Origin of the sequence: Streptomyces sp. NPDC051738 (genome assembly GCF_044453205.1) — a bacterium.
Taxonomy (GTDB): Bacteria; Actinomycetota; Actinomycetes; order Streptomycetales; family Streptomycetaceae; genus Streptomyces.
The window spans coordinates 67,899-90,509 of sequence record NZ_JBITCM010000013.1; the positions used below are offsets into that span (position 1 = coordinate 67,899).

Sequence of the window (22,611 nt, forward strand, 5' to 3'; positions counted from 1 at the left end):
GCCGAGAACGATGGAGGACATCATGTCACCCCGGCTCGACGCATCGCATACCCAGAACGCGACGTCGGCACCCCGACCGGAACATCTGGATCCCATCGAGCAGGACGACGTACTCGCCGGGCTCCCGGACATCCCCCCTTATGACGAGGTGGGGCCGGTGGACGCGCGGGCCCTTTCCAAGACCCTCTTCGAGCGGCTGGAGTCGCTGGAGGAAGGGACCCACGAATACTCGTACGTCCGCAACACGCTCGTCGAACTCAACCTCGCGCTGGTCAAGTTCGCCGCCTCCCGCTTCCGCTCGCGCAGCGAGCCGATGGAGGACATCATCCAGGTCGGCACCATCGGCCTGATCAAGGCGATCGACCGCTTCGAGCTCAGCCGCGGCGTGGAGTTCCCCACCTTCGCGATGCCGACCATCGTCGGCGAGATCAAGCGCTTCTTCCGCGACACGTCGTGGTCGGTACGGGTTCCGCGCCGACTGCAGGAACTCCGGCTCGACCTGGCCAAGGCCGGCGACGAGCTGGCCCAGAAGCTGGACCGCGCGCCGACGGTGGCGGAACTGGCGGAGCGCCTCGGTCTGACCAACGACGAGGTCGTCGAGGGCATGGCGGCGTCGAACGCGTACACCGCCTCGTCGCTGGACGCCCAGCCCGAGGAGGACGACGCCGAGGGCGCGCTGGCCGACCGGATCGGCTACGAGGACCACGGCATCGAAGGCATCGAGTACGTCGAGTCGTTGAAGCCGCTCATCGCCGAACTCCCGTCCCGGGACCGGAAGATCCTCTCGCTCAGGTTCGTCGCGGGCATGACCCAGTCGGAGATCGGCGAAGAACTCGGCATCTCGCAGATGCATGTGTCGCGACTGCTGTCACGCACACTGATCCGGCTCCGAAAAGGGCTGACGGTCGAGGAATGACCGGCCGAGGAGCCATGGCCGCTCCTCCGCACCGTACGCACTGTGCCCGGTGCCCCGCCGAATAGGTCGGCCGGGCACCGGGCACAGCGCGTTCAGGGGTTACCCACAGAAACCCTTTCCCCAGAGCCTCCCTTCCTCCACTATGAGCCGTCATACCCGCCGGTAGGTCAGAACTCCGGACGGGTCGCACGGGGCAAGGAGGCAGGCGGATGGCTCGGGCCGACGACGGCAGGGACGCTGGCCCAGGGGTGCATGCGGGCGCGTCCGACGCACGGCTCACCGAACTGCTGCGCGCCGACACGGCCACCGCGTACACGGCGCTCCACGAACTGCGCGCCCGCCATCACGCCCCCGTCCTCGCCTACGCCCGCCTGTGCACCCCGAACCTGTCCATGGCACGGCAGTTGGCGGCCCAGGCGTTCACGCTGGCGGCCCGTCAGACGGCGCGCGGCGTCGACCCGGGCCTGCCCTGGCGGCACCGGCTCCTGCTGCTGACCGCCCGGTCGGCCGGGACCTGGGCCATGGACGAGCGGGCCGCCGGGCTCGACGCGGGCCTGCTGCTCGTCCTGAGCTCGACGGGTCCGTCCGGCCCGGTCCCGCCCATGCTCACGGCGTTCCAGACCCTGTCGTCCCGCACTCAGGGCCTGATCTGGTACGGCGTGGTGGAGCGGGAGCCGGTGGAACGGACGGCCGGTCTCCTCGGCCTCACCCGCGAGGACGTCACGTACGGCACCGACCCGGCGCTCCAGCAGCTGGCCCGCGCCTGTCTGCGCACCCGCCTCGCCGCCTCCGACGACCCCGCCTGCCCCGACTTCGGCCGCCTCATCGAGGAGTCGGTACGGCCGGACAGCCCGCGCGACAGCACCGACCTGCACGCCCACATGACGCACTGCCCGCACTGCACGACGGCGTACGAGGAACTGTCGGCCCTGCGGGACGCACCGCGCACGGCGCTGGCGGAGGGGCTGCTGCCGTGGGGCGGCACGGCGTACGCGGCGGACGCCACGGGAGAGCGGGAGAGCGGCGGCGGGGGCGGGGTCGTCGGCCGCGCCGTGAAGGGGAGGTGGCCGGAGGGCGGTTGGCCGCGGGATCGCCGCCGGGCCGTGCTGGTGTCGGCGGCGCTCGGGGTGGCGTTGCTGCCGCTGGTGCTGTTCCTGGTGGCGCAGGGCGGTTCGTCGTCGGCGCAGGATCCGGCGGGGGCGGTCGGCACGCCGGTGAGTGTGCCGCCGGTTGCTGTGACGGTGACGACGACCGTGTCGGCCACGCCGTCGCCCTCTTCGCCGTCACCTTCACCGTCGCCGTCACCGTCGCGGAGTTCCAAGTCACCGTCCCCGACGAGGAGTTCGCAGCCCACGAAGACCGCCCGCCCGAAGCCGACTACCTCCCCGGACCACCCGCCGAACGGCACCTACGCCCAGGTCGTGAACGTCGCCTCGGGCCTGTGCCTGGACGTCGACGGCGCCCCGGAGAACGGCACGGACGTCACCACGGCCACCTGCACGTCCTCACGCGACCAACGCTGGCGGGTCGACTCCGAACGCGGCGTGCTGCAGTCGTACGCCCACCCCGACTACTGCCTGGACAGCCGGGGTTCGACGGACCGGGGCGTCGGGATCTGGACGTGCGACTCGGTCCACGGGTCCAACGGGCAGAACCTGCAGTTCGTGGTGGACGGCGACGGGGTGATCCGGCCGGCCATCGCCGTGGAGAGGGCGGTGACGCCGGACGGCGGGGCCGGGGACGGGCTGTCACTGGAGACGGTGAGCGGGGGTGCGGGGCAGCGGTGGAAGGCGGGGGCGGCCTGATCAGACTTCGCGTACGCCGCGCCGCCACACCTCGCTGACCAGCGGCACCCCCGGCCGGTACGCCAGGTGCACATGGCTCGGTGCGTCGAGGAGGAGCAGGTCCGCTCGGGCGCCCGGGGTGAGGCGGCCGATGTCGTCGCGGCGCAGGGCCGCGGCGCCGCCCGCCGTGGCGGACCAGAGCGCCTCGTCCGGGGTCATCCCCATGTCCCGTACCGCGAGCGCGACGCAGAACGGGACGGAGGAGGTGAAGGACGAGCCCGGGTTGCAGTCGGTGGACAGGGCGACGGTGGCGCCCGCGTCGAGGAGGCGGCGGGCGTTCGGCCACTCGGCGCGGGTGGAGAACTCGGCGCCGGGCAGGAGGGTGGCGACCGTGTTGCCGTTCGCGAGGGCGTCGACGTCCGCGTCCGTGAGGTGGGTGCAGTGGTCGGCGCTGGCGGCGTCGAGTTCGACGGCGAGCTGGACGCCTGGGCCGTAGGAGAGCTGGTTGGCGTGGACGCGGGGGTGCAGGCCCTTGGCCTTGCCCGCGGTGAGGATCGTGCGGGCCTGGTCGCCGTCGAAGGCGCCCTTCTCGCAGAAGACGTCGATCCAACGGGCGTACGGGGCGCAGGCGTCGAGCATCTCGCCGGTGACGAGGGCGACGTACGACGCCGGGTCCTGCGCGTAGTCCGGGGACACGATGTGGGCGCCGAGGTAGGTGACCTCGTCGGTGTGGGCGGCGGCGATGCGCAGGGCGCGGGCCTCGTCCTCGACCGTCAGGCCGTAGCCCGACTTGGTCTCGAAGGTGGTGGTGCCCTGGCGCAGGGCCTCGTGGAGGTAACGGGTGAGGTTGGCTTCGAGTTCCTCGTCGCTCGCCGCCCGGGTGGCCGCGACGGTGGTGCGGATGCCGCCCGCGCTGTACGGCCGCCCCGACATCCGGGCGTTGAACTCCTGCGTCCGGTCGCCCGCGAAGACGAGGTGCGAGTGGGAGTCGACGAAGCCCGGGATGACAGCCCTGCCACCTGCGTCGACCCGATTGTCAGTGGCGGGTGCTTTGCTTTGATCACCGGTCCACGCGACGCGGTCGCCTTCGATGACGACGGCCGCGTCCTGGATCAGTCCGAGGGGGGAATTGTCACCGAGGGAGGGGTCGTTGGTGACCAGGGCGGCGATGTTGGTGATGAGCGTGCTTGCGGTGCTCGCGGAGTGGGCGGGGCTGACGGTCGTCGCGTTGCTCATGGCGTCCTTGGTGGCCTGGTCGGCGGTGGGGTCGGGTCCGGGGGCCCGGACGGAGGCGGGCCGGGGTGCGGGCCGCGCCGGCGGCCGGCCCGCGGTCGTCATCCGCGCAGGGCTGCGACGGCGTCCGCGAGGGCTTTCGGCACATCCGGTACGAGGGTGTGGGCCCCGTCCCGCACCACGTGCCGACCTCCCACGACCGTATGCGACACGTCTGCTGCCGACGCGGCGAATACGGCCGTCTCGGCCCCGAGCCGCGGAAGCGGCCCTGCCGTCCTGACCGAGTCGAGCGCGATCGTCGCGAAGTCGGCGCGTGCGCCCGGCTCCAGGGTGCCCACGTCGTCCCAGCCAAGGGCCGCGTGGCCGTCGGCCGAGGCCGCCCGCAGGAGGGCCGCCGCCGTCCAGTGACCGCGCGTCCGGGTGCGCAGCCGCTCGTTGAGCTCCATCGCGCGCGCCTCTTCGAGCAGGTCGATGACGGCGTGGCTGTCGGAGCCGAGGGAGAGCGGGGAGCCCTCGTTCTGCAGGGCGACGGCCGGTCCGATGCCGTCGGCGAGGTCCCGCTCGGTGGTCGGGCACATGCAGGTGCCGGTGCCGCTGCCGCCGATCAGGGAGATGTCCTCGGCGGTGAGGTGGGTGTTGTGGACGCCGGTGGTGCGCGGTCCGAGGACGCCGTGCAGGGCGAGGAGCTGGGTCGGGGTGCAGCCGTGGGCCTCCAGGCACGCCTCGTTCTCGGCGGTCTGCTCGGACAGGTGCACATGGAGCGGGGCCCGCCGCTCCTCGGCCCACCGCGCCACGGTCTCCAACTGGTCGGCGGGCACGGCCCGTACGGAGTGGATGGCCGCTCCGATCCGCGCGTGATCCTGTTCCTTGAGAACTGAACAGCGTTCGGCCCAGGCTTCGGCGTTCCCGTCGGAGAAGCGGAGCTGGTGGGTGGTGGGCGGCTGTCCGAAGCCGGAGGAGAGATAGACGGTGTCGAGGAGGGTGATCCGGATACCGGCTTCGGCGGCGGCCGCGACGAGGGCCTCGCCCATCGCGTTGGGGTCGGCGTACGGGGTGCCGCCCGGCGCGTGGTGGAGGTAGTGGAACTCGCCGACCGCGGTGATCCCCGCCAGCGCCATCTCGGCGTACACGGCCCGGGCGAGGGCGTGGTAGGTGTCCGGGGTGAGCCGGCCGGCCGTGGCGTACATGACCTCGCGCCAGGTCCAGAAGGTGCCCGAGCCGACCTGGACGGTGCCGCGCAGGGCGCGGTGGAAGGCGTGCGAGTGGGCGTTGGCCAGTCCGGGGAGGGTGAGCCCGCGGAGGATCTCGGCGCCGGGTGGCGGGGTGGGGACGTCGGTCCGGACGGCGGTGATGCGGCCGTCATCAGTGTCCAGGGCGACGCCCGGCTCGACGTGGGTGTCGAGCCAGGCGTGCTCCAGCCAGTAGGTCTTCGATGTCACCTGCAGGCCAGCCCTTCCAGTACGTCGGCGAGTGCGAGCACCCCGGCCACGCAGTCGTCCTCGGCGGCGAACTCGGCCGGGGAGTGCGAGACGCCCGTGGGGTTGCGTACGAACAGCATGGCGGTCGGGATGCTCTCGGCCAGGATTCCGGCGTCGTGTCCGGCGCCGGTGCCCAGGACGGGGACGGTGAGGTCGGTGTCCTTGCCCAGGATGCGGCCCAGTTCGTCACGCAGGGCGTGGTCGAACTCGACGACGGGCGTGAAGGACTCGCGGACGACGTCGATGTCGATGCCGTGCGCCTCCGCGTGCTCCCGCGCCGCCCTCTCGATGCCGCCGAGGACGCGGTCGAGGCTCGCCTGGTCCTCGGCACGGGAGTCGAGCCAGCCGCGCACCAGGGAGGGGATGGCGTTGACGCCGTTCGGCTCGACGGAGATCTTGCCGAAGGTGGCGACGGCACCGGCGAGTTCGGCCTCCCGGCGGGCGGCGAGCACGGCCTCGGCGTACGTCAGCATGGGGTCGCGCCGGTCCACCAGCCGCGTCGTCCCCGCGTGGTTGGCCTCGCCCCGGAAGTCGAACCGCCACCGGCCGTGCGGCCAGATCGCGCTGGCGATGCCGACCCGGTCGCCGGACAGGTCCAGGGCCCGCCCCTGCTCGACATGCAGCTCGACGAAGGCACCGATGCGCGCGAGCCGCTCGGGGTCGGCGCCGAGGGCGTCGGGGTCGTATCCGGCGGACTCCATGGCCCGGGGCAGGCTGACCCCGTCCCCGTCGGTCAGCTTGTGCGCGGCCTCGATGGTGATGTGCCCGGCGGCGAGCCGCGACCCGACACAGGCGAGCCCGAACCGGGCGCCCTCCTCATCGCCGAAGTTGACGATGGCGAGGGGCTTGGTGAATCCGACACCCCGGCCGCGCAGCTCGTCGAGGGCGGCGAAGGAGGAGACGACACCGAGGGGCCCGTCGAAGGCACCTCCGTCCGGCACGGAGTCGAGATGGGACCCGGTGACGACGGTGTCCCCGGCGGCGGGGTCCCCGAGCCAGGCCCACTGGTTCCCGTTCCGGTCGACCTCGTAGGTGAGCCCGCGTGCCTCGGCCTGGTCCTTGAACCAGGCGCGGCAGTCGAGATCGGCACCGGTCCAGGCGAAACGGCGGTAGCCGTGGGAGTCGGGGTGGCGGCCGAGGGGGAGGAGGTCGCGCCACATCTCGTGGAAGGACCCGCCGACCGAACCCGCACCCGGCGCCGAGACCTCAGCCCCCACCGAAGAGTTGCCGTGCCCGGCCAAATGCTGAGTCACGCGTCGTCACCTTCGCGCATAGGAACCCGCACACCCCGATCGCCGGCGACCGACTCCGCGATGTCGTACCCCGCATCCACGTGCCGGATGACACCCATACCGGGGTCGTTCGTCAGCACCCGGCGAATCTTCTCCCCGGCGAGCTTCGTGCCGTCGGCCACCGTCACCTGCCCGGCGTGAATGGACCGCCCCATCCCCACGCCACCACCGTGGTGGAGGGACACCCACGACGCACCGGACGCCACGTTCACCATGGCGTTCAGCAGCGGCCAGTCGGCGATCGCGTCGGACCCGTCGAGCATGGCCTCGGTCTCGCGGTAGGGAGAGGCGACGGAACCGCAGTCGAGGTGGTCGCGCCCGATGGCCAGCGGCGCGGCGAGCTCACCGGAAGCCACCATGTCGTTGAAGCGCTCACCGGCCTTGTCCCGCTCGCCGTAGCCGAGCCAGCAGATACGCGCGGGCAGCCCCTGGAAGTGCACCCGCTCGCCGGCCATCTTGATCCAGCGGGCGAGGGACTCGTTCTCCGGGAAGAGGTCCAGGATCGCCTTGTCGGTCTTGGCGATGTCGGCCGGGTCACCGGAGAGGGCCGCCCAGCGGAAGGGGCCCTTGCCCTCGCAGAACAGCGGTCGGATGTAGGCCGGAACGAACCCGGGGAAGGCGAACGCCCGGTCGTATCCGGCGAGTTGGGCCTCGCCACGGATCGAGTTGCCGTAGTCGAAGACCTCGGCACCGGCGTCCATGAAGCCGACCATGGCCTCGACGTGCTTGGCCATGGACTCGCGGGCCCGGGTGGTGAAGCCGGCCGGGTCCTTGGCGGCCGCGTCGGCCATGTCGTCGAAGTCGACGCCCAGCGGCAGGTAGGCCAGCGGGTCGTGGGCCGAGGTCTGGTCGGTGACGATGTCGATGGGGGCGCCCTCGGCGAGCATGCGGGGCAGCAGCTCGGCGGCGTTGCCCAGCAGGCCGATGGAGAGCGGGCGGCGGGCGTCGCGGGCCTCGGTGGCCAGCTGCAGCGCGTGCTCCAGGCTGTCGGCCTTCACGTCCAGGTAGCGGTGCTCGATACGGCGCTCGATGGCGCGCGGGTCGCAGTCGATGCAGATGGCGACGCCGTCGTTCATGGTCACCGCAAGGGGCTGGGCGCCGCCCATGCCGCCGAGGCCGGCGGTGAGGGTGATCGTCCCGGCGAGGGTGCCGTTGAACTTCTTCGCGGCGACGGCGGCGAAGGTCTCGTAGGTGCCCTGGAGGATGCCCTGGGTGCCGATGTAGATCCAGGAGCCGGCCGTCATCTGGCCGTACATGGTCAGGCCGAGGGCCTCCAGACGGCGGAACTCCTCCCAGTTGGCCCAGTCGCCGACGAGGTTGGAGTTGGCGATGAGGACGCGCGGGGCCCACTCGTGGGTCTGCATGACGCCGACGGGGCGGCCGGACTGGACGAGCATCGTCTCGTCCTGCTTCAGGCCCTTCAGCGTGCGCACCATGGCGTCGAAGGAGCGCCAGTCGCGGGCGGCCTTGCCGGTGCCGCCGTAGACGACGAGCTTGTCCGGGTGCTCGGCGACCTCGGGGTCGAGGTTGTTCTGCAGCATCCGCAGGGCGGCTTCCTGCTGCCATCCCAGGGCACTCAGTTCCGTACCGCGCGGCGCTCGGACGGGGCGGGGTCCTGACATGGTCTGCCTCCCAGCGGACTGTGACTGCGAACTGTTGAGGTGGATATTCACATCCTGGCTCCATGAATAGAACTAGTCAATACATTCGTGCGCCAGCGCCGGCGCCTCCCGGGTGTTTGGCTGGATGCATGGGCTCGTACAACGACATGACGGGGGATGTTGTGGGCAACGGAAGCGAGATTCCGGCGTGGGACGTCGACCGGGCCGCCCGGCGCGACGATGCGGTGCGGGCCGCCGTGGAGCAAGGGCTGCTCGGGCCCGCCGCCCCCATCGTCGGGCTGCTCGACGTGACCGGCATCCGGGAGTCGGCGGCGGCGCTGCGGTCGGCGTTCGACGCGGTGGTGGCGCCGGGCACGCCGGTGCTGCACGCCTTCGCGGTGAAGGCGACCCCGCTGGTGCCGGTGCTGCGGCTGCTGCGCGAGGAGGGCATCGGCGCTGAGGTGGCCAGCCCGGGTGAGCTGGCGCTGGCGCGGGCGGCGGGGCTGCGTCCGGAGGCGACGGTGCTGGACTCGCCCGCCAAGACGCCGGCCGAGCTGCGCGAGGCGCTGGCGCTGGGCATCGCGGTCAACGCGGACAACCCGCAGGAGCTGGACCGGATCGACGGTCTCATGAGGTCGGCCGGCAGCCGCTCCCCGCTCGGGATCCGGGTGAATCCGCAGGTCGGAGGGGGTTCCATCGAGGCGACCTCCACAGCCACGGCGACATCGAAGTTCGGGGTGGCGCTGCTCGACGAGGGGGCGCGGGAGTGGGTCGTACGGGCGTATCAGGACCGGCCGTGGCTGACCCGGCTGCACGCGCACACCGGCTCGCAGGGCATCCCGCTGTCGCTCCTGACGCAGGGGGTGGCTCAGACGTACGCGCTGGCCGAGGAGATCAACCGGCGGATCGGGCGGCGGCAGATCGACACGCTCGACATCGGCGGCGGACTGCCGGTGAACTTCGCGTCGGACGCGACCACGCCGACGTATGCGCAGTACGCGCGGCTGCTGAGCGAGGCGGTGCCGGGACTGTTCGACGGGCGGTACGGGCTGGTCACGGAGTTCGGGCGGTCGCTGCTGGCCAAGCACGGGACGGTCGTGGCGCGGGTCGAGTACGCGAAGAGCGCGGGCGGACGGCCGGTGGCGGTGACGCACGCGGGCGTGCAGGTGGCGACGCGGACGGTGTACGCACCGGGGAGCTGGCCGCTGCGGATCGCCGCGTACGACGGCAAGGGGCGCGCGAAGGAGGGTCCGGCCGTGGTGCAGGACGTGGCCGGGCCGGCCTGCTTCTCGGGCGATCTGCTGGCCGAGGGGGCCGCGCTGCCGCTGCTGGAGCAGGGGGACTACGCGGCGGCGCTGGACACGGGGGCGTATTACTTCGCGCACCACTACGCGTACAACTCCCTTGCCCGGCCCGGCGTTTACGGCTTCGCGCCGGACGGTGCCGGGGGCGTCGCCTTCGCGACCGTGCGGGAGCCGCAGTCGCTCGACGAGATCGTGGCCGAATCGGGAGGGGCGCACGCGGCCTCGCTCACCACCCTGCTCGCACCGAAGCGCCGTTGACGTAGGCCAAAGCGCAGCCGTACGCCATACGCGATCAAGTCACGCGAAAACAGGCCCAGTTGACCCACCCTAGCCACTCGGCGCATGTTCCACTGGAAAATGCCCGAACGCTCACTCGCCGCACACACGTTGCGTAGTTTGGCCGTCACTCAGCCGAACCCCAGGCGGGAGGGGAGCGACGGTGCCCGGAATCGACGAGTGCTTGCTGGAGACGATGCGGCTGCCCGGTGCGCGAGGCGCCGCGCTGGTCGACTGGACCAGCGGACTGGCCCTGGGCACCGTGGGCGATCCTCCGGGCGGCGATCACGAGACGGCGGCGGCCGAGGCTGCGGAGCTGGCACGGCTGGCCGCCGAGCAGCACGCGTTCGGGCCCGGCGACGGCTCCGACGGCTCCGACGACGCGGATCCGCCCGTCGAGGACGTGATCCTCAGCAACCGGGACAGCTATCACGTGCTCCGGTTCGTGCCGACGTCCTTCGACAGCAGCGTGTTCCTGTACCTGTGGCTGTCCAGGGCGGACGGCAATCTCGCGCTGGCCCGCATCCGGCTCGGTGAGATGGCCGAACGGCTGGTGCTGGGATGACCGTGGTCGACACCACCCCGCCCCCGCGGCTGCCGGTCCGGGACCGGCAGGCGGCTCTCCAGCAGGCCGGGGGCGGCGTCTCCCCGATGCTGACCCGGCTCGCGGACGAGCGGGCCACCGGAGTCCTGGACCGCGAGCACGGCACGCTCCACCTCGCCGAGGGCCGGGTCGTGCACGCCGAGAGCCCGCTCGCGCCCAGCCTCGGCCTGCTCCTCACGGCTCACGGCGCACTCGACGCCGCGAGCTGGCAGGACGCCGAGGACAGCGCCGACGAGGGGCGGCTCCTGCGGCACGGTGTCACGCCGGGTGCGCTGGAGCTGGCCCAGGTGAGCGCGCTGTACGACGCCGCGTACTTCGCCCTCGCCCCCAGCAGCACCCCCGGCCGCTTCCGCTACGGCACCGCGCACTGGCTCGCCGCCGTGCATCCCGTGCCGGTCGCCGACCTGGAGCGCGAGACGCTGCGCCGCCGTGCCCTGCTGCGCCGCATCTGGCCCGATCCGGCGACCGACGTCGCGCCCCTGATCCGGGCCGATCCGGTCGCGGCGCCCGCGGTGCCGCCCCGGCAGGCCGCCGTACTGGCCCAGGTGGACGGCGTGCGCAGGGCCGCGGACATCGCACGGGAGCTGGGCAGACCGGCGTTCCACACGCTGGTGCACCTGAGGCGGCTGGCCGCGGCGGGGCTCGTGTCCTCGCAGCCACCGCCCGTCCCGGATCCCCCGCCCGACGCTGCCGCCGATCCCTATGTCGCGCTGCTGAAGAGGGTCAGGGATGCGCTGGAGGCCCTTTGACCGCAAACCCTTCGAGGACCGTGAGCCGGCCGGGGTGCCTCGCCCACCGCAGCGGTCCCGCGCCGAGAGGAGAAACCTGATGGCGGCCGAGGCCCCGATACTCGACGAGTTCCGTCGGCTCAGAGCCCGCGTTCCCCAGCTGACCGGAGCGCTCGCGGCCGGCGTGGACGGCCTCGTCCTCGCCCACGACACCCCCGGCGTCGAACCGGACGGCCTCGCCGCCCTGACCGCCGCCGCGCTCGGGGTCGCGGTGCGGGTGGCGGACGCGACCGGGCGGGGCGACTTCCGCGAGCTGCTGGTGCGCGGGGCGGACGGCTATGTGGCGACGTACGCGGCGGGCCGTACCGCCGTGCTGACGCTGCTCGCCAAGGACGGCGTCAACGTCGGCCGACTGCACCTGGAGGGCCGTCGCGCCGGTGCCCGCATCGGAGAGCTCGTCGACGCCCAGGCGGCGCCTGTCCGCAGGAGCCCGGCCAAGGGCTCCGCCAAGGATCCCGCCAAAGAGCCGGCCAAACCGATGCCCACCCGGACGAGAAACGCGCGTGCCGCACGCACCACCGCCAACGCGCGTACCACTACCGAGAGTTGAGAGGAACAACGTCATGGCCAACACCGAGACCGCGCTGAAGGAATGCCTCGCCTCGATCGAGGGCGCGACCGGGGTCGCGCTCGTCGACTACACCAGCGGGATGGCGCTCGGCACGCTCGGCGGCAGCAAGAGCTTCGACCTCAATGTCGCCGCCGCCGGAAACACGGACGTCGTCCGCGCCAAGATGCGCACGATGGAACACCTCGGCCTCAAGGGCGGCATCGAGGACATCCTGATCACCCTCACCGACCAGTACCACCTGATCCGGCTCATCGCCGGACGCGGGGGCAACGGGCTCTTCCTGTACCTGGTGCTCGACGCCAAGCGGGCGAATCTGGCCATGGCCAGGCACCAGTTGAAGAAGATCGAGGAGGACCTGGAGGTCTGATCCCGAGCGTCCGCGAGGACTGAGGAGGACTGAGCTAGACCAGCGCCGCGGTGCGGCGGCGGGCCCCACCCGGGGCCGCGTCGCCCGCCGCGATGCCCGTACTGCGGTAGGCCTTCACGGCCTTGCCCGCGGGCCGGCCACCCTGTCCATCCAGCCAGTCGACCCGCACCCACAGCAGGGCGTTCCCGTCCCGCTCCCGACGCCCGAGCCATGCCGCCTTGAGCCGGAGCCCCGCCCCGCACCCCGCGAGCAGCATCCCGCCCGCCGCAGGCACGGCGAACGCGCTGCCCAGCGCGGCGAGGAACGCGAGCAGCAGCCACCAGCGGTGACCCCGGCGCCAGTTGCGCACGGCCACCGCACGGTCCTGGAGCACGTCGTGTTTGCCGGCGCGGGCGGCCGAGCGGGCCAGAGCGGTGTAGCGCCCCCGGCGGACGTACGCCATCACGGCCGTCGCGACGATGAAGAGCGCCGCCCCGGCCAGCACCCCGATCCGGCGCCCCGTCAGTCCCGGCACCAGCACCCCGATGCCCGCCGCGAACACCCCGAGCCACCACATCGGCGCCGACCCGGCCCGTACGACGACGGCCACCCGGGCCAGCCCCTGCCCTCCTGCGCGCACCACGTCCGGCCTCCCGTCCCATGTCTGTCCAGAAGCTGTGCGCGCACGGTAGCCAGCCAACGTGAGACGAGCCTTAAGAACTAACTCGGACGTCATGAGGTCATTCGGCTGAGGTCACTCGACTGAAGTCATTCGACGAACAACCCTCGCGCCGCCGCCCGAGCATCGAACTCCTCAAGCCGCGCCTGCGCGTCCGGCAGGTCGTCACACATCGCCTCCAGCAGGACCCGGCCCAGCAGCATCGGCGCGCAGGCCGTGTCGAAGGCGAGGCCCGTGCCGACGGCGGCGGGCAGCAGCAGGTCGGAGACCTTGGCGACCGGCGCGAAGGCGGAGTCGGCCACCGTCACCACGGTCAGCCCGGCCTTCTTGGCGTACGCCAGGGTGTCCACGACCTCGCGCGGATGCCGGGGCAGCGCGAAGCAGAGCAGGGCCGTCGCGCCGGCCCGGACGGCGGCGTCGATCCGGTCGTGGATCATCGTGCCGCCCTCGTGCAGCAGCCGTACGTCCGGGTGGACCTTGGCGGCGAAGTACGCGAAGCCGTACGCCTGGGAGGCGGCGGCGCGCAGGCCGAGCACCGGCAGGGGGCGCGAGGCCGAGAGCAGGCGCCCCGCCTTCTGTACCGGGCGCGGGTCGGCCAGCACCTCGGCCAGGTGCTTGAGGTTCTCGATCTCGGCCTCGACGGCCTGCTGGTACTCGTTGTAGGAGCCGACGTCGACCGCCGACTCCACGGGCGCGACCTCGCGCAGGTGCTTGCGCAGCGCCGGGTAGCCGTCGAAGCCGAGGGCGACGGCGAAGCGGGTCACCGACGGCTGGCTGACCCCGGCGAGTTCGGCCAGCTCCACGCTGGACAGGAACGGCACGTCGGCCGCCCGGCGCACCATGCTGTGCGCGATGCGCCGCTGGGTCGGCGTGAGCCGGTGCCCCTCGAAGAGCGCCTGAAGTCGCGCGGCGGGGCTGTCCGCCCCGTTCATGGTCCTGTCCGCGCTCATCCCGCGCTCCCCCTCCAGATCTCCGTGAACCGGTCCAGCAGTGCGGCCGCCGCCGTCACGTCGTCGGTGAGCGGACGGTCGGCCGGGTCGTCGTCGAGCACCGACTCGGCCAGCTCCATCGCCCGCCCCGCCGGTAGCTCAGGGTCGGGCCTGAGGCCGCGCTGACGCAACGCCCGTACGGCGGCGACGAGTTCGCAGCCGACGACGAGACGGTACGCGCCGCACGCGCGCAGTGTCTGCCGCGCGGCGAGCGAGGCGAAGCTGGCCTGCTCCTCCACGCCCCGGGAGAGTACAGCGTGGCCGAGTGAGGCGGGGGCGGAGAAGGCCCGCAGGTCACCGAGGGCGGCCGCGGCGGCGTACTCCAGGATCATCACGCCGGACGAGGCGGCCTCGTTGTCGGCGAGGAAGGGCTTCAGACGGGTGTAGGCGGGCTCGTTCAGGGTGGACAGACGGGAGGTCGACAGACGGGCCACCTGGGTGAGCGCCAGCCTGAAGTGGTCCAGGGAGAGGGCGAGTTGGGCCTGGTAGAAGCCGCCGTGGTGGTAGGCGGCCATGTCCTCGGGGGAGATGAGGGGGTTCTCGGCGGCCGCGTTGATCTCGACCGCGAGCACCTCCTCCAGGGCGTCGGCGGCGTCGTGCGCGGGGCCGTGGATCTGGGGCAGACAGCGGAAGCCGTACGGGTCCTGGATGCGGCCCAGCGGCGGGGTGGGCCGGTCCTCGGCGCCGATCAGCTCCCGCATGCGGCGGGCGACCTCGGTGCTGCCCCGGTGCGGTCGGGCGGTGTGCACGGGGGCGGCGTACGCCTCGTGGGAGCCGTCCACGGCGAGCAGGGACAGGGCGGCGACGACCTGGGTGGCGGCGACGAGCCCGCGCAGTTCGTGCAGGGCGAGGGCCGCCTGGCCGAGGGTGAGGGCGTTGCTGCTGATGAACGCGAGGGCGTCGTTGTTGTCGAGCGGCTGCGGTTCGGGGGCGCCGGAGCCGCGCCAGGGATGCTCGCCGGCCAGCGCCAGGCCGGTCTGGGCGAGCGCCGCGAGGTCGCCGGTGCCGACCGAGCCGAACTCGTTGACGACCGGGTGGGCGCCGCTCTCCAGCGCCTCGCACATCGCGGTGATGACGGTGGGGCGCAGGCCCGCACCTCCCGCCAGCAGCTGATTGGCGCGCACGGCGAGCATGGCCCGCACCTGCCGGGCGGGCAGTTCCTCGCCGATGGCGCCGGCATGGCTGCGCAGCAGGCGCAGGCCGTGTTCGGCGGCGGCCTCGGTGGGCACGTCCTCGTTCCGGTTGGCGCCCACGCCGGTGGAGCGGCCGTAGACGCGTCCGGTCGCGGCGATGAGGCGGGCCGCGTCCCAGGACTCCTCGGCCCGCTTCATCGCGTCGGTCGCGGCGACCGGGCGGGCGGCTCCTTCGGCGAGGCGGACGACATCCTCGACGTCGAGCCCGATCCCGTCGAGGACGACAAGGCCGGTGTGCCCAGAAGACACGACACCCGGCATGTCCACGATCCGAGACGACATAAGGCTCAAACTCCCCTCAATCCGGACATTCGATCTTGCTCTTCGGTCATCCGTTACTTCGGATTTACACCAAACCGTTGACAAGCTATTCAGCTACCAAGAACTCTGCATGACGTTATACAGCCGGGCAAGGGACATCTCATGATCCAGTTCGACGCGGTCCACAAGCGCTTCCCCAACGGCACGACAGCAGTCCACGATCTCTCCCTGGAGATGCCGGAAGGCGGCGTGACCGTCCTGGTCGGATCCTCCGGTTGCGGCAAGACCACGACCCTGCGGATGATCAACCGGATGGTCGAGCCGACCTCCGGCACGATCCGGGTCGGCGGCAAGGACGTCACCCGGCAGGACGCCGCCGAGCTGCGCCGCTCCATCGGGTACGTCATCCAGCAGGCGGGCCTGTTCCCGCACCGCACGGTGCTCGACAACATCGCCACGGTGCCGCTGCTGCTCGGCTGGAGCCGCCGCAAGGCGCGCACCCGGGCGGCGGAGCTGCTGGAGACGGTCGGCCTCGCGGCCGACGCCGGCAAGCGTTACCCGCACCAGCTCTCAGGCGGCCAGCAGCAGCGCGTCGGCGTGGCCCGCGCGCTCGCCGCCGACCCGCCCGTCCTGCTGATGGACGAGCCGTTCGGCGCGGTCGACCCCGTCGTGCGCACCCAACTCCAGGACGAACTGCTCCGACTCCAGAAGGAGTTGAGCAAGACCATCGTCTTCGTCACGCACGACGTCGACGAGGCCGTACGGCTCGGCGACCAGATCGCGATCTTCCGCACCGGCGGCCACCTCGTCCAGTGCGCCTCCCCCACCGAGCTCCTCGCCCGTCCCGCCGACGACTTCGTGGCCGACTTCCTCGGCGCCGAGCGCGGCCTGAAGCTGCTGAGCCTGCGGACCCTCGCGGCCGTCCCGCAGGGCCCGGCGCCGGAGGGCGGCACCTGGAGCCTGGTCCTCGACGAGGCGAACAAGCCCCTGCACTGGGCCTCGAAGGACGCCGAACTCCCCGTACGGCCGCTCAAGGACGAGGACTCCCTCCTCTCGGCCCTCAACGAGTCCATCGCCTCCCCCACCGGCCTGATCGCCCGCGTGGACGCGGACGGCGTCCTCACCGGCGTCTCCTCCCGCGACGACATCCACGAGCACGCGGGCCAGGCGCACTCGGAAGCCCGGGTGGCGGCATGACGATCGACTGGTCGTGGATCGGTGACCACACCGACGACCTCACCACCCTGACGATCTCCCACCTCCAGGCCGCGCTCACCGCCGTCTTCCTCGGCGTCCTGATCTCCCTCCCCCTCGCGGTGATCGCCCACCGGGTCCGGCCCCTGCGCGGCTTCCTGCTCGGCCTCTCGAACGTGCTGTTCACGATCCCGTCGATCGCGATCTTCGTGCTGCTGCTGCCGGTCTCCGGCCTCACCCGCACCACGACGGTGATCGGCCTGACGGTCTACACCCTGGTCGTCCTGCTCCGGAACACGGTCGAGGGCCTCGACTCGGTCCCCGTGAAGGTGAAGGAGGCCGCGAAGGCGATGGGCACGCGCCCCCTGCGCACGCTCCTCACCGTCGAGTTCCCGCTCGCGCTCCCCGTGATCATGGCCGGCGTCCGGATCGCGACCGTCATGTCCATCTCCCTGGTCTCGGTCGCGACCTACATCGGCGACGGCGGCCTCGGCCAGCTCTTCACCGACGGCTTCCAGCGCAACTTCCCGACCCCGGTGATCGTCGGAGTGGTCCTCACCCTGCTCCTGGCGGTGGTCGCGGACGCGCTGCTGGTCGCCCTGCAATACGTACTCACCCCCTGGCGGAGGCGGCGAGCCTGACATGTACGAACTCTTCAAGAACCTCGGCGCATGGCTGGTCAGCGGCGAGCAGTGGGCCGGCCCCGACGGCATCGGGCACCGCCTCGCCGAGCACCTCCAGTACTCGCTCCTCGCCACGCTCATCGCGGCGGCGATCGGCCTCCCCCTCGGCCTGCTGATCGGCCACACCGGCAAGGGCGCCTTCCTCGCGATCAACCTCGCGTCCTTCGGCCGCGCCCTGCCGACCGTCGGCCTGGTCGTGCTGGTCTTCCTGGCCAGCGGGCTGTCCATGACGCCGGTCTACGTCGCCCTGGTCGCCCTCGCGGTCCCGGCGATCGTCACCAACACCTACGCGGGGATGACGGCCGTCGACCCGGACGTGAAGGACGCGGCGCGCGGGCAGGGGATGCGCGGCCACCAGGTCCTGTTCCAGGTGGAGTTCCCCCTCGCGCTCCCCCTGATCATGACGGGCCTGCGCCTGGCACTGATCCAGGTCGTGGCCACGGCGACCATCGCCGCCTACGTCTCCTTCGGCGGCCTGGGCCGCTACGTCTTCGACGGCCTCGCCCAGCGCGACCTCGTGCAGGTGCTCGGCGGTGCGGTGCTGGTCGCCGTGATCGCCGTAGCCCTCGACCTGGCCCTGTCCGGCCTCCAGCGCTTCCTCTTCCGCCACCGCACCGCTTAGGACCCCTCGATGAACCGACGTACTCTCCTCGGCGGCCTCTTCGCAGCGGCCTCCGTCCCCGCCCTCGCCGCCTGCTCCAGCGGCATCACCTCCCTCGAAGGCGGGGGCGGCGCCGGCTCCGGCGGCGGCTCCAGCAAGGGCGGCATCACCATCGGCACCGCCAACTTCACCGAGAACCAGGTGCTCGGGTACCTGTACGCCGCCGTGCTCCAGGAGGCCGGCGTGAAGGTGACGGTCCGCCCCAACCTCGGCACCCGCGAGATCCTGATCCCGGCCCTCAAGGGCGGCGACATCGACCTGCTCCCCGAGTACCAGGGCGCGCTGCTGCACTACGTCGCCCCCAAGGCGACGGCGACGGAGGAGGGCGAGATGCAGAACGCCCTCACCATCGCCCTCCCCAGCGGCCTCCAGGTGCTGCCGTACGGCATGGCCGAGGACTCCGACGCCTTCGTCGTCACCCGTGAGACGGCCGACAAGTACGGTCTGACGTCCCTCGCCGACCTGAGGAAGCAGAACGGCAAGCTGGTCATCGGCGCGGCGCCCGAGGTGAAGAAGCGGGAGGTCGGCGCGGTGGGCCTCAAGGAGGTCTACGGGGTGGAGTTCAAGGAGTTCAAGTCCCTCGACTCCTCAGGGCCGCTGGTCAAGGGCGCCCTGAAGAAGGGCGACGTGGACGTGGCGAACCTCTTCACCACCGACACCGATATCCAGGCCAACGACTGGGTGGTGCTGACCGACCCCAAGAACCTCATCCCCGGCCAGCACGTCGTCCCGCTCATCGCCGACCGCAAGGCCGACTCCACCGTCCGCAAGGCCCTCGCGCGCCTCGGCAACACCCTGACCACCGCCCAGCTCACCGAGCTGAACCGGCAGGTCGACAAGGACAAGAAGGACCCGGAGGACGCGGCGAACGCGTACGCGAAGGAGCACGGGCTGGTGAAGTGAGAGGGGACCGCGGTACATCCGCGTACACCCCGTACACCCCCACGTGAACAGGGGGGCTAGCCCCAGTGCGACCCGCACCCGCGCTGCCTACCGTGAAGCGTATGACCGGAATGGAAGCTCGGGACACCGAGCTCAAGAAGGAACTCAACGCCACCCTGCAGGCCCGCAGGGAACTGGGCGAGGAGTACGAGTCCGCGCTGGTCGACTCGTTCCTGGAGAAGGTCGACCAGCGTATCGACGGGGTGGTCGAGCGCGGGATGCGGCGCCGGCTGGCCGAGCAGCAGATGGTGGCGGCCCGTGGCGCGCGGTCGCCGAAACCGACGGACTCCTTCGGTGAGCGCTTCGGCTTCGGCATCGTCACGCTGGTCGTGGCGATTCCGCTGTCCGGCATAGGCGGCGGCGTCGCGGGCCTCTCCGGTCTGCTGGTCACCTGGGTCGGCATCGTCGGCGTGAACGTCGTCCAGGCGGCCCGCACCCACCCCGGCCTCTTCCGGGGCTGGCGCCGCGGGTCGGGCAAGGACGGGGACGGCTGGGAGGACTGAGCCTCCCGACGGTCCTGGGGTTGTCGGTGTGCAGCCGCAGCTCCGCTCCGGGGAGTTGGGCCACCGCAGGGGCGTGAGCCGCGCCGGAAGAGATGTGCGCGGGGACCGCCGCACCCCCGTTGCCGGGGGGCGGGACGACGGCGGTCCCCGCGAAGGACGCGAGCCGGGTCAGGGCCGGGCTTGCGCGTCCGTGGCGTCCATGGAGGTCCGGGAGCCGCTCCGGAGGTCCTTGGACGTTCGGCGTCGGCCGGGGCGGGGAGCCGCTCCCGCCCTGCCGACACCCACTAATGTGCCGGACCCGTGTTAAGCGGGTGCTGCGTGGACGTGACGCGCTCGTACCAGTTCCGCGACGGCCCGAGCGGCCCCGGTCACCGCAAGTTCGCCGCGGACGGGCCCCGTTCACCGCAGGTTCGCCGTTACTTTCCGCCCTTGGCGAGGAAGGCCAGCAGGTCCTGCCGGCTGACCACGCCGGTCGGCTTGCCCTCGACCAGCACGATCGCCGCGTCCGCCGCGCCCAGCACCGACATCAGGTCCCCGACCGGCTCACCGGAGCCGACCTGCGGCAGCGGCGACGACATGTGCTTCTCCAGCGGGTCGTCGAGGGAGGCCCGCTTGGTGAACAGGGCGTCCAGCAGCTCCCGTTCGACGACCGACCCGACGACCTCGGCCGCCATGACGTCCGGGTGACCGGCGCCCGGCTTCACGATCGGCATCTGCGAGACGCCGTACTCGCGCAGCACCTCGATGGCCTGACCGACCGTCTCGTCCGGGTGCATGTGGACGAGGGACGGGATGGCGCCGTGCTCCTTGTCGTTGAGGACGTCGGCGACGCGCGCGCTCGGGCCCTCGTCCTCCAGGAAGCCGTAGTCGGCCATCCACTCGTCGTTGAAGATCTTGCTGAGGTAGCCACGCCCGCTGTCGGGGAGGAGCACGACCACCACGTCGTCCGGGCCGAGCCGCTCGGCGACCCGCAGCGCCCCCACGACGGCCATGCCGCACGAACCACCGACCAGCAGCCCCTCCTCGCGGGCGAGGCGCCGGGTCATCTGGAAGGAGTCCTTGTCGGACACGGCGACGATCTCGTCGGCGACGGTGCGGTCGTACGCGGTCGGCCAGAAGTCCTCACCGACGCCCTCGACGAGATACGGCCGCCCGGATCCGCCGGAGTAGACGGAGCCCTCGGGGTCGGCGCCGATGACCTGCACCTTGCCGTCGCTGACGTCCTTCAGGTAGCGGCCCGTGCCGGAGATGGTCCCTCCCGTGCCGACGCCCGCCACGAAGTGGGTGATCTTCCCCTCCGTCTGCTCCCACAGCTCGGGGCCGGTGGAGTGGTAGTGGGAGAGGGGGTTGTTGGGGTTGGAGTACTGGTCCGGCTTCCAGGCGCCCGGGGTCTCGCGGACCAGCCGGTCGGAGACGTTGTAGTAGGAGTCCGGGTGCTCAGGGTCGACGGCGGTGGGGCATACGACCACCTCAGCCCCGTACGCCCGCAGCACATTGATCTTGTCGGTGCTGACCTTGTCAGGGCAGACGAAGATGCACTTGTACCCCTTCTGCTGCGCCACGATGGCGAGGCCGACACCGGTGTTCCCGCTGGTCGGCTCGACGATGGTGCCCCCGGGCTTCAGCGCCCCGCTCTCCTCCGCCGCCTCGATCATGCGCAGCGCGATGCGGTCCTTCACGGAGCCGCCCGGGTTGAAGTACTCGACCTTGGCCAGGACGGTGGCCTGGATGCCCTTGGTCACGTTGTTGAGCCTCACCAGCGGGGTGTCGCCGACGAGACTGATCATCGAATCGTGGAAATGCACCGTTGTCTCCGGATGCTGCAAAAGGGGTGGTCGTAGTGGTTCCGCCAGCCTAAGGCCCGGTGGCCCGCAGGGGTCGGTGAAGGTCGTTCACTCGCCGTTGGGATTGGGCCACGGTCCGTGCGGGGCAAGCAGTGGATGTACGGCTATGAGGAGGTGGCGGCGACGCATGACGAGCATGTCGAGGGCGAGGGTGGCCCGGCGGATCGCGGCCGGCGCCGCGTACGGCGGAGGCGGGATCGGCCTGGTCGGTGCGGCTGGTGTCGGTCTGCTGCTCGCCGAGGTGCGGCTGGCCAGGCGCCATGTGGGCAACGGCACCGACAACCACGTACCCAACGCCGACGGCCGCTACGGCCACATGTACGACTCCACCGACTCCTCCGGGGAACCGCCGCTGCGTCTGACGATCCTGGGTGACTCGACGGCCGCGGGCCAGGGTGTGCACCGGGCGGGGCAGACGCCGGGGGCGCTGGTGGCGTCGGGGCTGGCGGCGGTGGCGGAACGCCCGGTGATCCTGCGCAACGTGGCCCTGCCGGGCGCCCGTTCGGACGACCTGGACCGCCAGGTGGCCCTGGTACTCGCCGACCCCGCTCTGACGCCCGACGTCTGCGTGATCATGATCGGCGCGAACGACGTCACGAACCGGATGCCGCCGACGCGCTCGGTGCGTCACCTCTCCTCGGCGGTACGGCGTCTGCGCACGGCCGGTGCGGAGGTGGTGGTCGGCACCTGCCCCGACCTCGGCACGATCGAACCGGTCCAGCAGCCCCTGCGCTGGCTGGCGCGACGGGCCTCCCGCCAGCTGGCGGCCGCCCAGACGATCGGCGTCGTCGAGCAGGGCGGCCGCACCGTGTCGCTGGGCGATCTGCTGGGCCCGGAGTTCGCGGCGAACCCGCGGGAGCTCTTCGGCCCCGACAACTACCACCCCTCGGCGGAGGGGTACGCGACAGCGGCGATGGCGGTCCTGCCGACGGTCTGCGCGACCCTTGGCCTCTGGCCGGCGGAGGAGGAGCGCCCCGACGTCACCCGTCGCGAGGGCTTCCTCCCGGTGGCCCGGGCGGCGGCCGAGGCCGCGTCGGAGGCGGGCACGGAGGTCACGGCCGCGATGCCGACGGGGCCGAAGGGGCCGTGGGCCCTGCTGAAGCGCCGCCGGCGGCGTCGGGTGCCCGAGCCGGACCGGGCTCCGGTGACGCCGTCGTCGTGAGCGGCCGGGAGGGTTTCGCCCCCGCCGCCCCTACCCGTCCCATCCTTCTGGGGCTCCGCCCCAGACCCCGCTCCTCAAACGCCGGAGGGCTGAGTAGTCCAGCCCGTCCGGCGTTTGAGGACAAGGCCCCTTCAGGGCCGAAGCGGGGGTCTGGGGGCGGCAGCCCCCAGAGGTGGTGCCCCACCCACCCGCACCGTTCCCGGCTCAACCGCCGGAGGCCCAAGCAAGCGCTTAGAAAATTGCGGCCAGGGTCACACCGCCACGCCCGTGACCTCACCCATACGTACGGGTAACTTCCCTCACAGCC

At 71.9% G+C, this 22,611-nt stretch carries 21 protein-coding genes; 13 read left to right on the plus strand and 8 right to left on the minus strand.

Annotation, left to right across the window (positions count from 1 at the left end; translation table 11 throughout):
* The first annotated feature begins 10 nt into the window (after positions 1-10).
* Together ACIA8X_RS28435 and ACIA8X_RS28440 are read left to right on the plus strand one after the other, a co-directional pair.
* A complete protein-coding gene (locus tag ACIA8X_RS28435) occupies positions 11-916 on the plus strand; it encodes an RNA polymerase sigma factor SigF (RefSeq protein ID WP_399459427.1) in 906 nt (301 codons plus the stop codon).
* Between the two features lie 209 nt (positions 917-1,125).
* Positions 1,126-2,721 (plus strand): ricin-type beta-trefoil lectin domain protein, encoded by a 1,596-nt coding sequence (locus tag ACIA8X_RS28440; protein WP_399459428.1) that lies wholly within the window; start codon positions 1,126-1,128, stop codon positions 2,719-2,721.
* Here the strand turns inward: ACIA8X_RS28440 and hutI are convergent, their stop codons facing one another.
* The 4 genes from hutI to hutU form a co-directional block, all read right to left on the minus strand.
* Positions 2,722-4,038 carry an imidazolonepropionase gene (gene hutI, locus ACIA8X_RS28445; RefSeq protein WP_399459429.1) on the minus strand — a complete coding sequence of 439 codons (1,317 nt, stop codon included), beginning with the start codon at positions 4,036-4,038 and terminating at the stop codon, positions 2,722-2,724.
* Positions 4,035-5,372 carry a formimidoylglutamate deiminase gene (locus tag ACIA8X_RS28450; RefSeq protein WP_399459430.1) on the minus strand — a complete coding sequence of 446 codons (1,338 nt, stop codon included), beginning with the start codon at positions 5,370-5,372 and terminating at the stop codon, positions 4,035-4,037. The genes hutI and ACIA8X_RS28450 overlap by 4 nt, the downstream gene beginning before the upstream one ends.
* Positions 5,369-6,571 (minus strand): allantoate amidohydrolase, encoded by a 1,203-nt coding sequence (locus ACIA8X_RS28455; protein WP_393455578.1) that lies wholly within the window; start codon positions 6,569-6,571, stop codon positions 5,369-5,371. Before ACIA8X_RS28455 ends, ACIA8X_RS28450 begins: the two co-directional genes overlap by 4 nt.
* Positions 6,572-6,660: 89 nt before the next feature.
* Entirely contained in the window at positions 6,661-8,325 is a 1,665-nt protein-coding gene (hutU, locus tag ACIA8X_RS28460; protein ID WP_399459431.1) for a urocanate hydratase, read from the minus strand.
* 146 nt (positions 8,326-8,471) lie between these two features.
* On the opposite strand from hutU, the gene ACIA8X_RS28465 reads away from it, so the two are divergent.
* The 5 genes from ACIA8X_RS28465 to ACIA8X_RS28485 all read left to right on the plus strand — a co-directional run bounded on the left by ACIA8X_RS28465 (position 8,472) and on the right by ACIA8X_RS28485 (position 12,214).
* Positions 8,472-9,866 carry a diaminopimelate decarboxylase gene (locus ACIA8X_RS28465; protein WP_399459530.1) on the plus strand — a complete coding sequence of 465 codons (1,395 nt, stop codon included), beginning with the start codon at positions 8,472-8,474 and terminating at the stop codon, positions 9,864-9,866.
* 181 nt (positions 9,867-10,047) lie between these two features.
* Positions 10,048-10,449 (plus strand): hypothetical protein, encoded by a 402-nt coding sequence (locus ACIA8X_RS28470; RefSeq protein ID WP_393455380.1) that lies wholly within the window; start codon positions 10,048-10,050, stop codon positions 10,447-10,449.
* On the plus strand, positions 10,446-11,237 hold the full coding sequence (locus ACIA8X_RS28475; protein ID WP_393455377.1) for a transcriptional regulator: 792 nt from the start codon (positions 10,446-10,448) through the stop codon (positions 11,235-11,237). Before ACIA8X_RS28470 ends, ACIA8X_RS28475 begins: the two co-directional genes overlap by 4 nt.
* A gap of 79 nt (positions 11,238-11,316) precedes the next feature.
* Positions 11,317-11,826: a roadblock/LC7 domain-containing protein gene (locus tag ACIA8X_RS28480; RefSeq protein ID WP_393455374.1), complete on the plus strand. Its 510-nt coding sequence runs from the start codon at positions 11,317-11,319 to the stop codon at positions 11,824-11,826.
* A gap of 13 nt (positions 11,827-11,839) precedes the next feature.
* Positions 11,840-12,214 carry a hypothetical protein gene (locus ACIA8X_RS28485; RefSeq protein ID WP_393455371.1) on the plus strand — a complete coding sequence of 125 codons (375 nt, stop codon included), beginning with the start codon at positions 11,840-11,842 and terminating at the stop codon, positions 12,212-12,214.
* Between the two features lie 34 nt (positions 12,215-12,248).
* Here ACIA8X_RS28485 and ACIA8X_RS28490 read toward each other — a convergent pair whose 3' ends face one another.
* From ACIA8X_RS28490 to ACIA8X_RS28500, 3 genes are all read right to left on the minus strand, one after another.
* A complete protein-coding gene (locus tag ACIA8X_RS28490; RefSeq protein ID WP_399459531.1) occupies positions 12,249-12,770 on the minus strand; it encodes a hypothetical protein in 522 nt (173 codons plus the stop codon).
* Between the two features lie 191 nt (positions 12,771-12,961).
* Positions 12,962-13,822 carry a MurR/RpiR family transcriptional regulator gene (locus tag ACIA8X_RS28495; RefSeq protein ID WP_399459432.1) on the minus strand — a complete coding sequence of 287 codons (861 nt, stop codon included), beginning with the start codon at positions 13,820-13,822 and terminating at the stop codon, positions 12,962-12,964.
* Positions 13,819-15,336 carry an aromatic amino acid ammonia-lyase gene (locus ACIA8X_RS28500; RefSeq protein ID WP_399459433.1) on the minus strand — a complete coding sequence of 506 codons (1,518 nt, stop codon included), beginning with the start codon at positions 15,334-15,336 and terminating at the stop codon, positions 13,819-13,821. Before ACIA8X_RS28500 ends, ACIA8X_RS28495 begins: the two co-directional genes overlap by 4 nt.
* 141 nt (positions 15,337-15,477) lie before the next feature.
* Between ACIA8X_RS28500 and ACIA8X_RS28505 the strand changes: the two genes are divergently transcribed.
* The 5 genes from ACIA8X_RS28505 to ACIA8X_RS28525 all read left to right on the plus strand — a co-directional run bounded on the left by ACIA8X_RS28505 (position 15,478) and on the right by ACIA8X_RS28525 (position 19,298).
* On the plus strand, positions 15,478-16,512 hold the full coding sequence (locus ACIA8X_RS28505) for an ABC transporter ATP-binding protein (protein WP_393455362.1): 1,035 nt from the start codon (positions 15,478-15,480) through the stop codon (positions 16,510-16,512).
* A complete protein-coding gene (locus ACIA8X_RS28510) occupies positions 16,509-17,150 on the plus strand; it encodes an ABC transporter permease (RefSeq protein WP_093904801.1) in 642 nt (213 codons plus the stop codon). The genes ACIA8X_RS28505 and ACIA8X_RS28510 overlap by 4 nt, the downstream gene beginning before the upstream one ends.
* A 1-nt stretch (position 17,151) precedes the next feature.
* Entirely contained in the window at positions 17,152-17,814 is a 663-nt protein-coding gene (locus tag ACIA8X_RS28515) for an ABC transporter permease (RefSeq protein ID WP_393455357.1), read from the plus strand.
* 9 nt (positions 17,815-17,823) lie between these two features.
* On the plus strand, positions 17,824-18,756 hold the full coding sequence (locus ACIA8X_RS28520) for an ABC transporter substrate-binding protein (RefSeq protein ID WP_393455354.1): 933 nt from the start codon (positions 17,824-17,826) through the stop codon (positions 18,754-18,756).
* Positions 18,757-18,857: 101 nt separating this feature from the next.
* Positions 18,858-19,298 (plus strand): hypothetical protein, encoded by a 441-nt coding sequence (locus ACIA8X_RS28525; protein ID WP_393455351.1) that lies wholly within the window; start codon positions 18,858-18,860, stop codon positions 19,296-19,298.
* 416 nt (positions 19,299-19,714) lie between these two features.
* On the opposite strand, the gene ACIA8X_RS28530 is transcribed toward ACIA8X_RS28525, so the two are convergent.
* Complete coding sequence (locus tag ACIA8X_RS28530; protein ID WP_393455348.1) at positions 19,715-21,103, minus strand: cystathionine beta-synthase; 1,389 nt, start codon at positions 21,101-21,103, stop codon at positions 19,715-19,717.
* A 166-nt stretch (positions 21,104-21,269) separates the two neighbouring features.
* On the opposite strand from ACIA8X_RS28530, the gene ACIA8X_RS28535 reads away from it, so the two are divergent.
* Entirely contained in the window at positions 21,270-22,304 is a 1,035-nt protein-coding gene (locus ACIA8X_RS28535; RefSeq protein ID WP_399459434.1) for an SGNH/GDSL hydrolase family protein, read from the plus strand.
* The last annotated feature ends 307 nt before the right edge of the window (positions 22,305-22,611 follow it).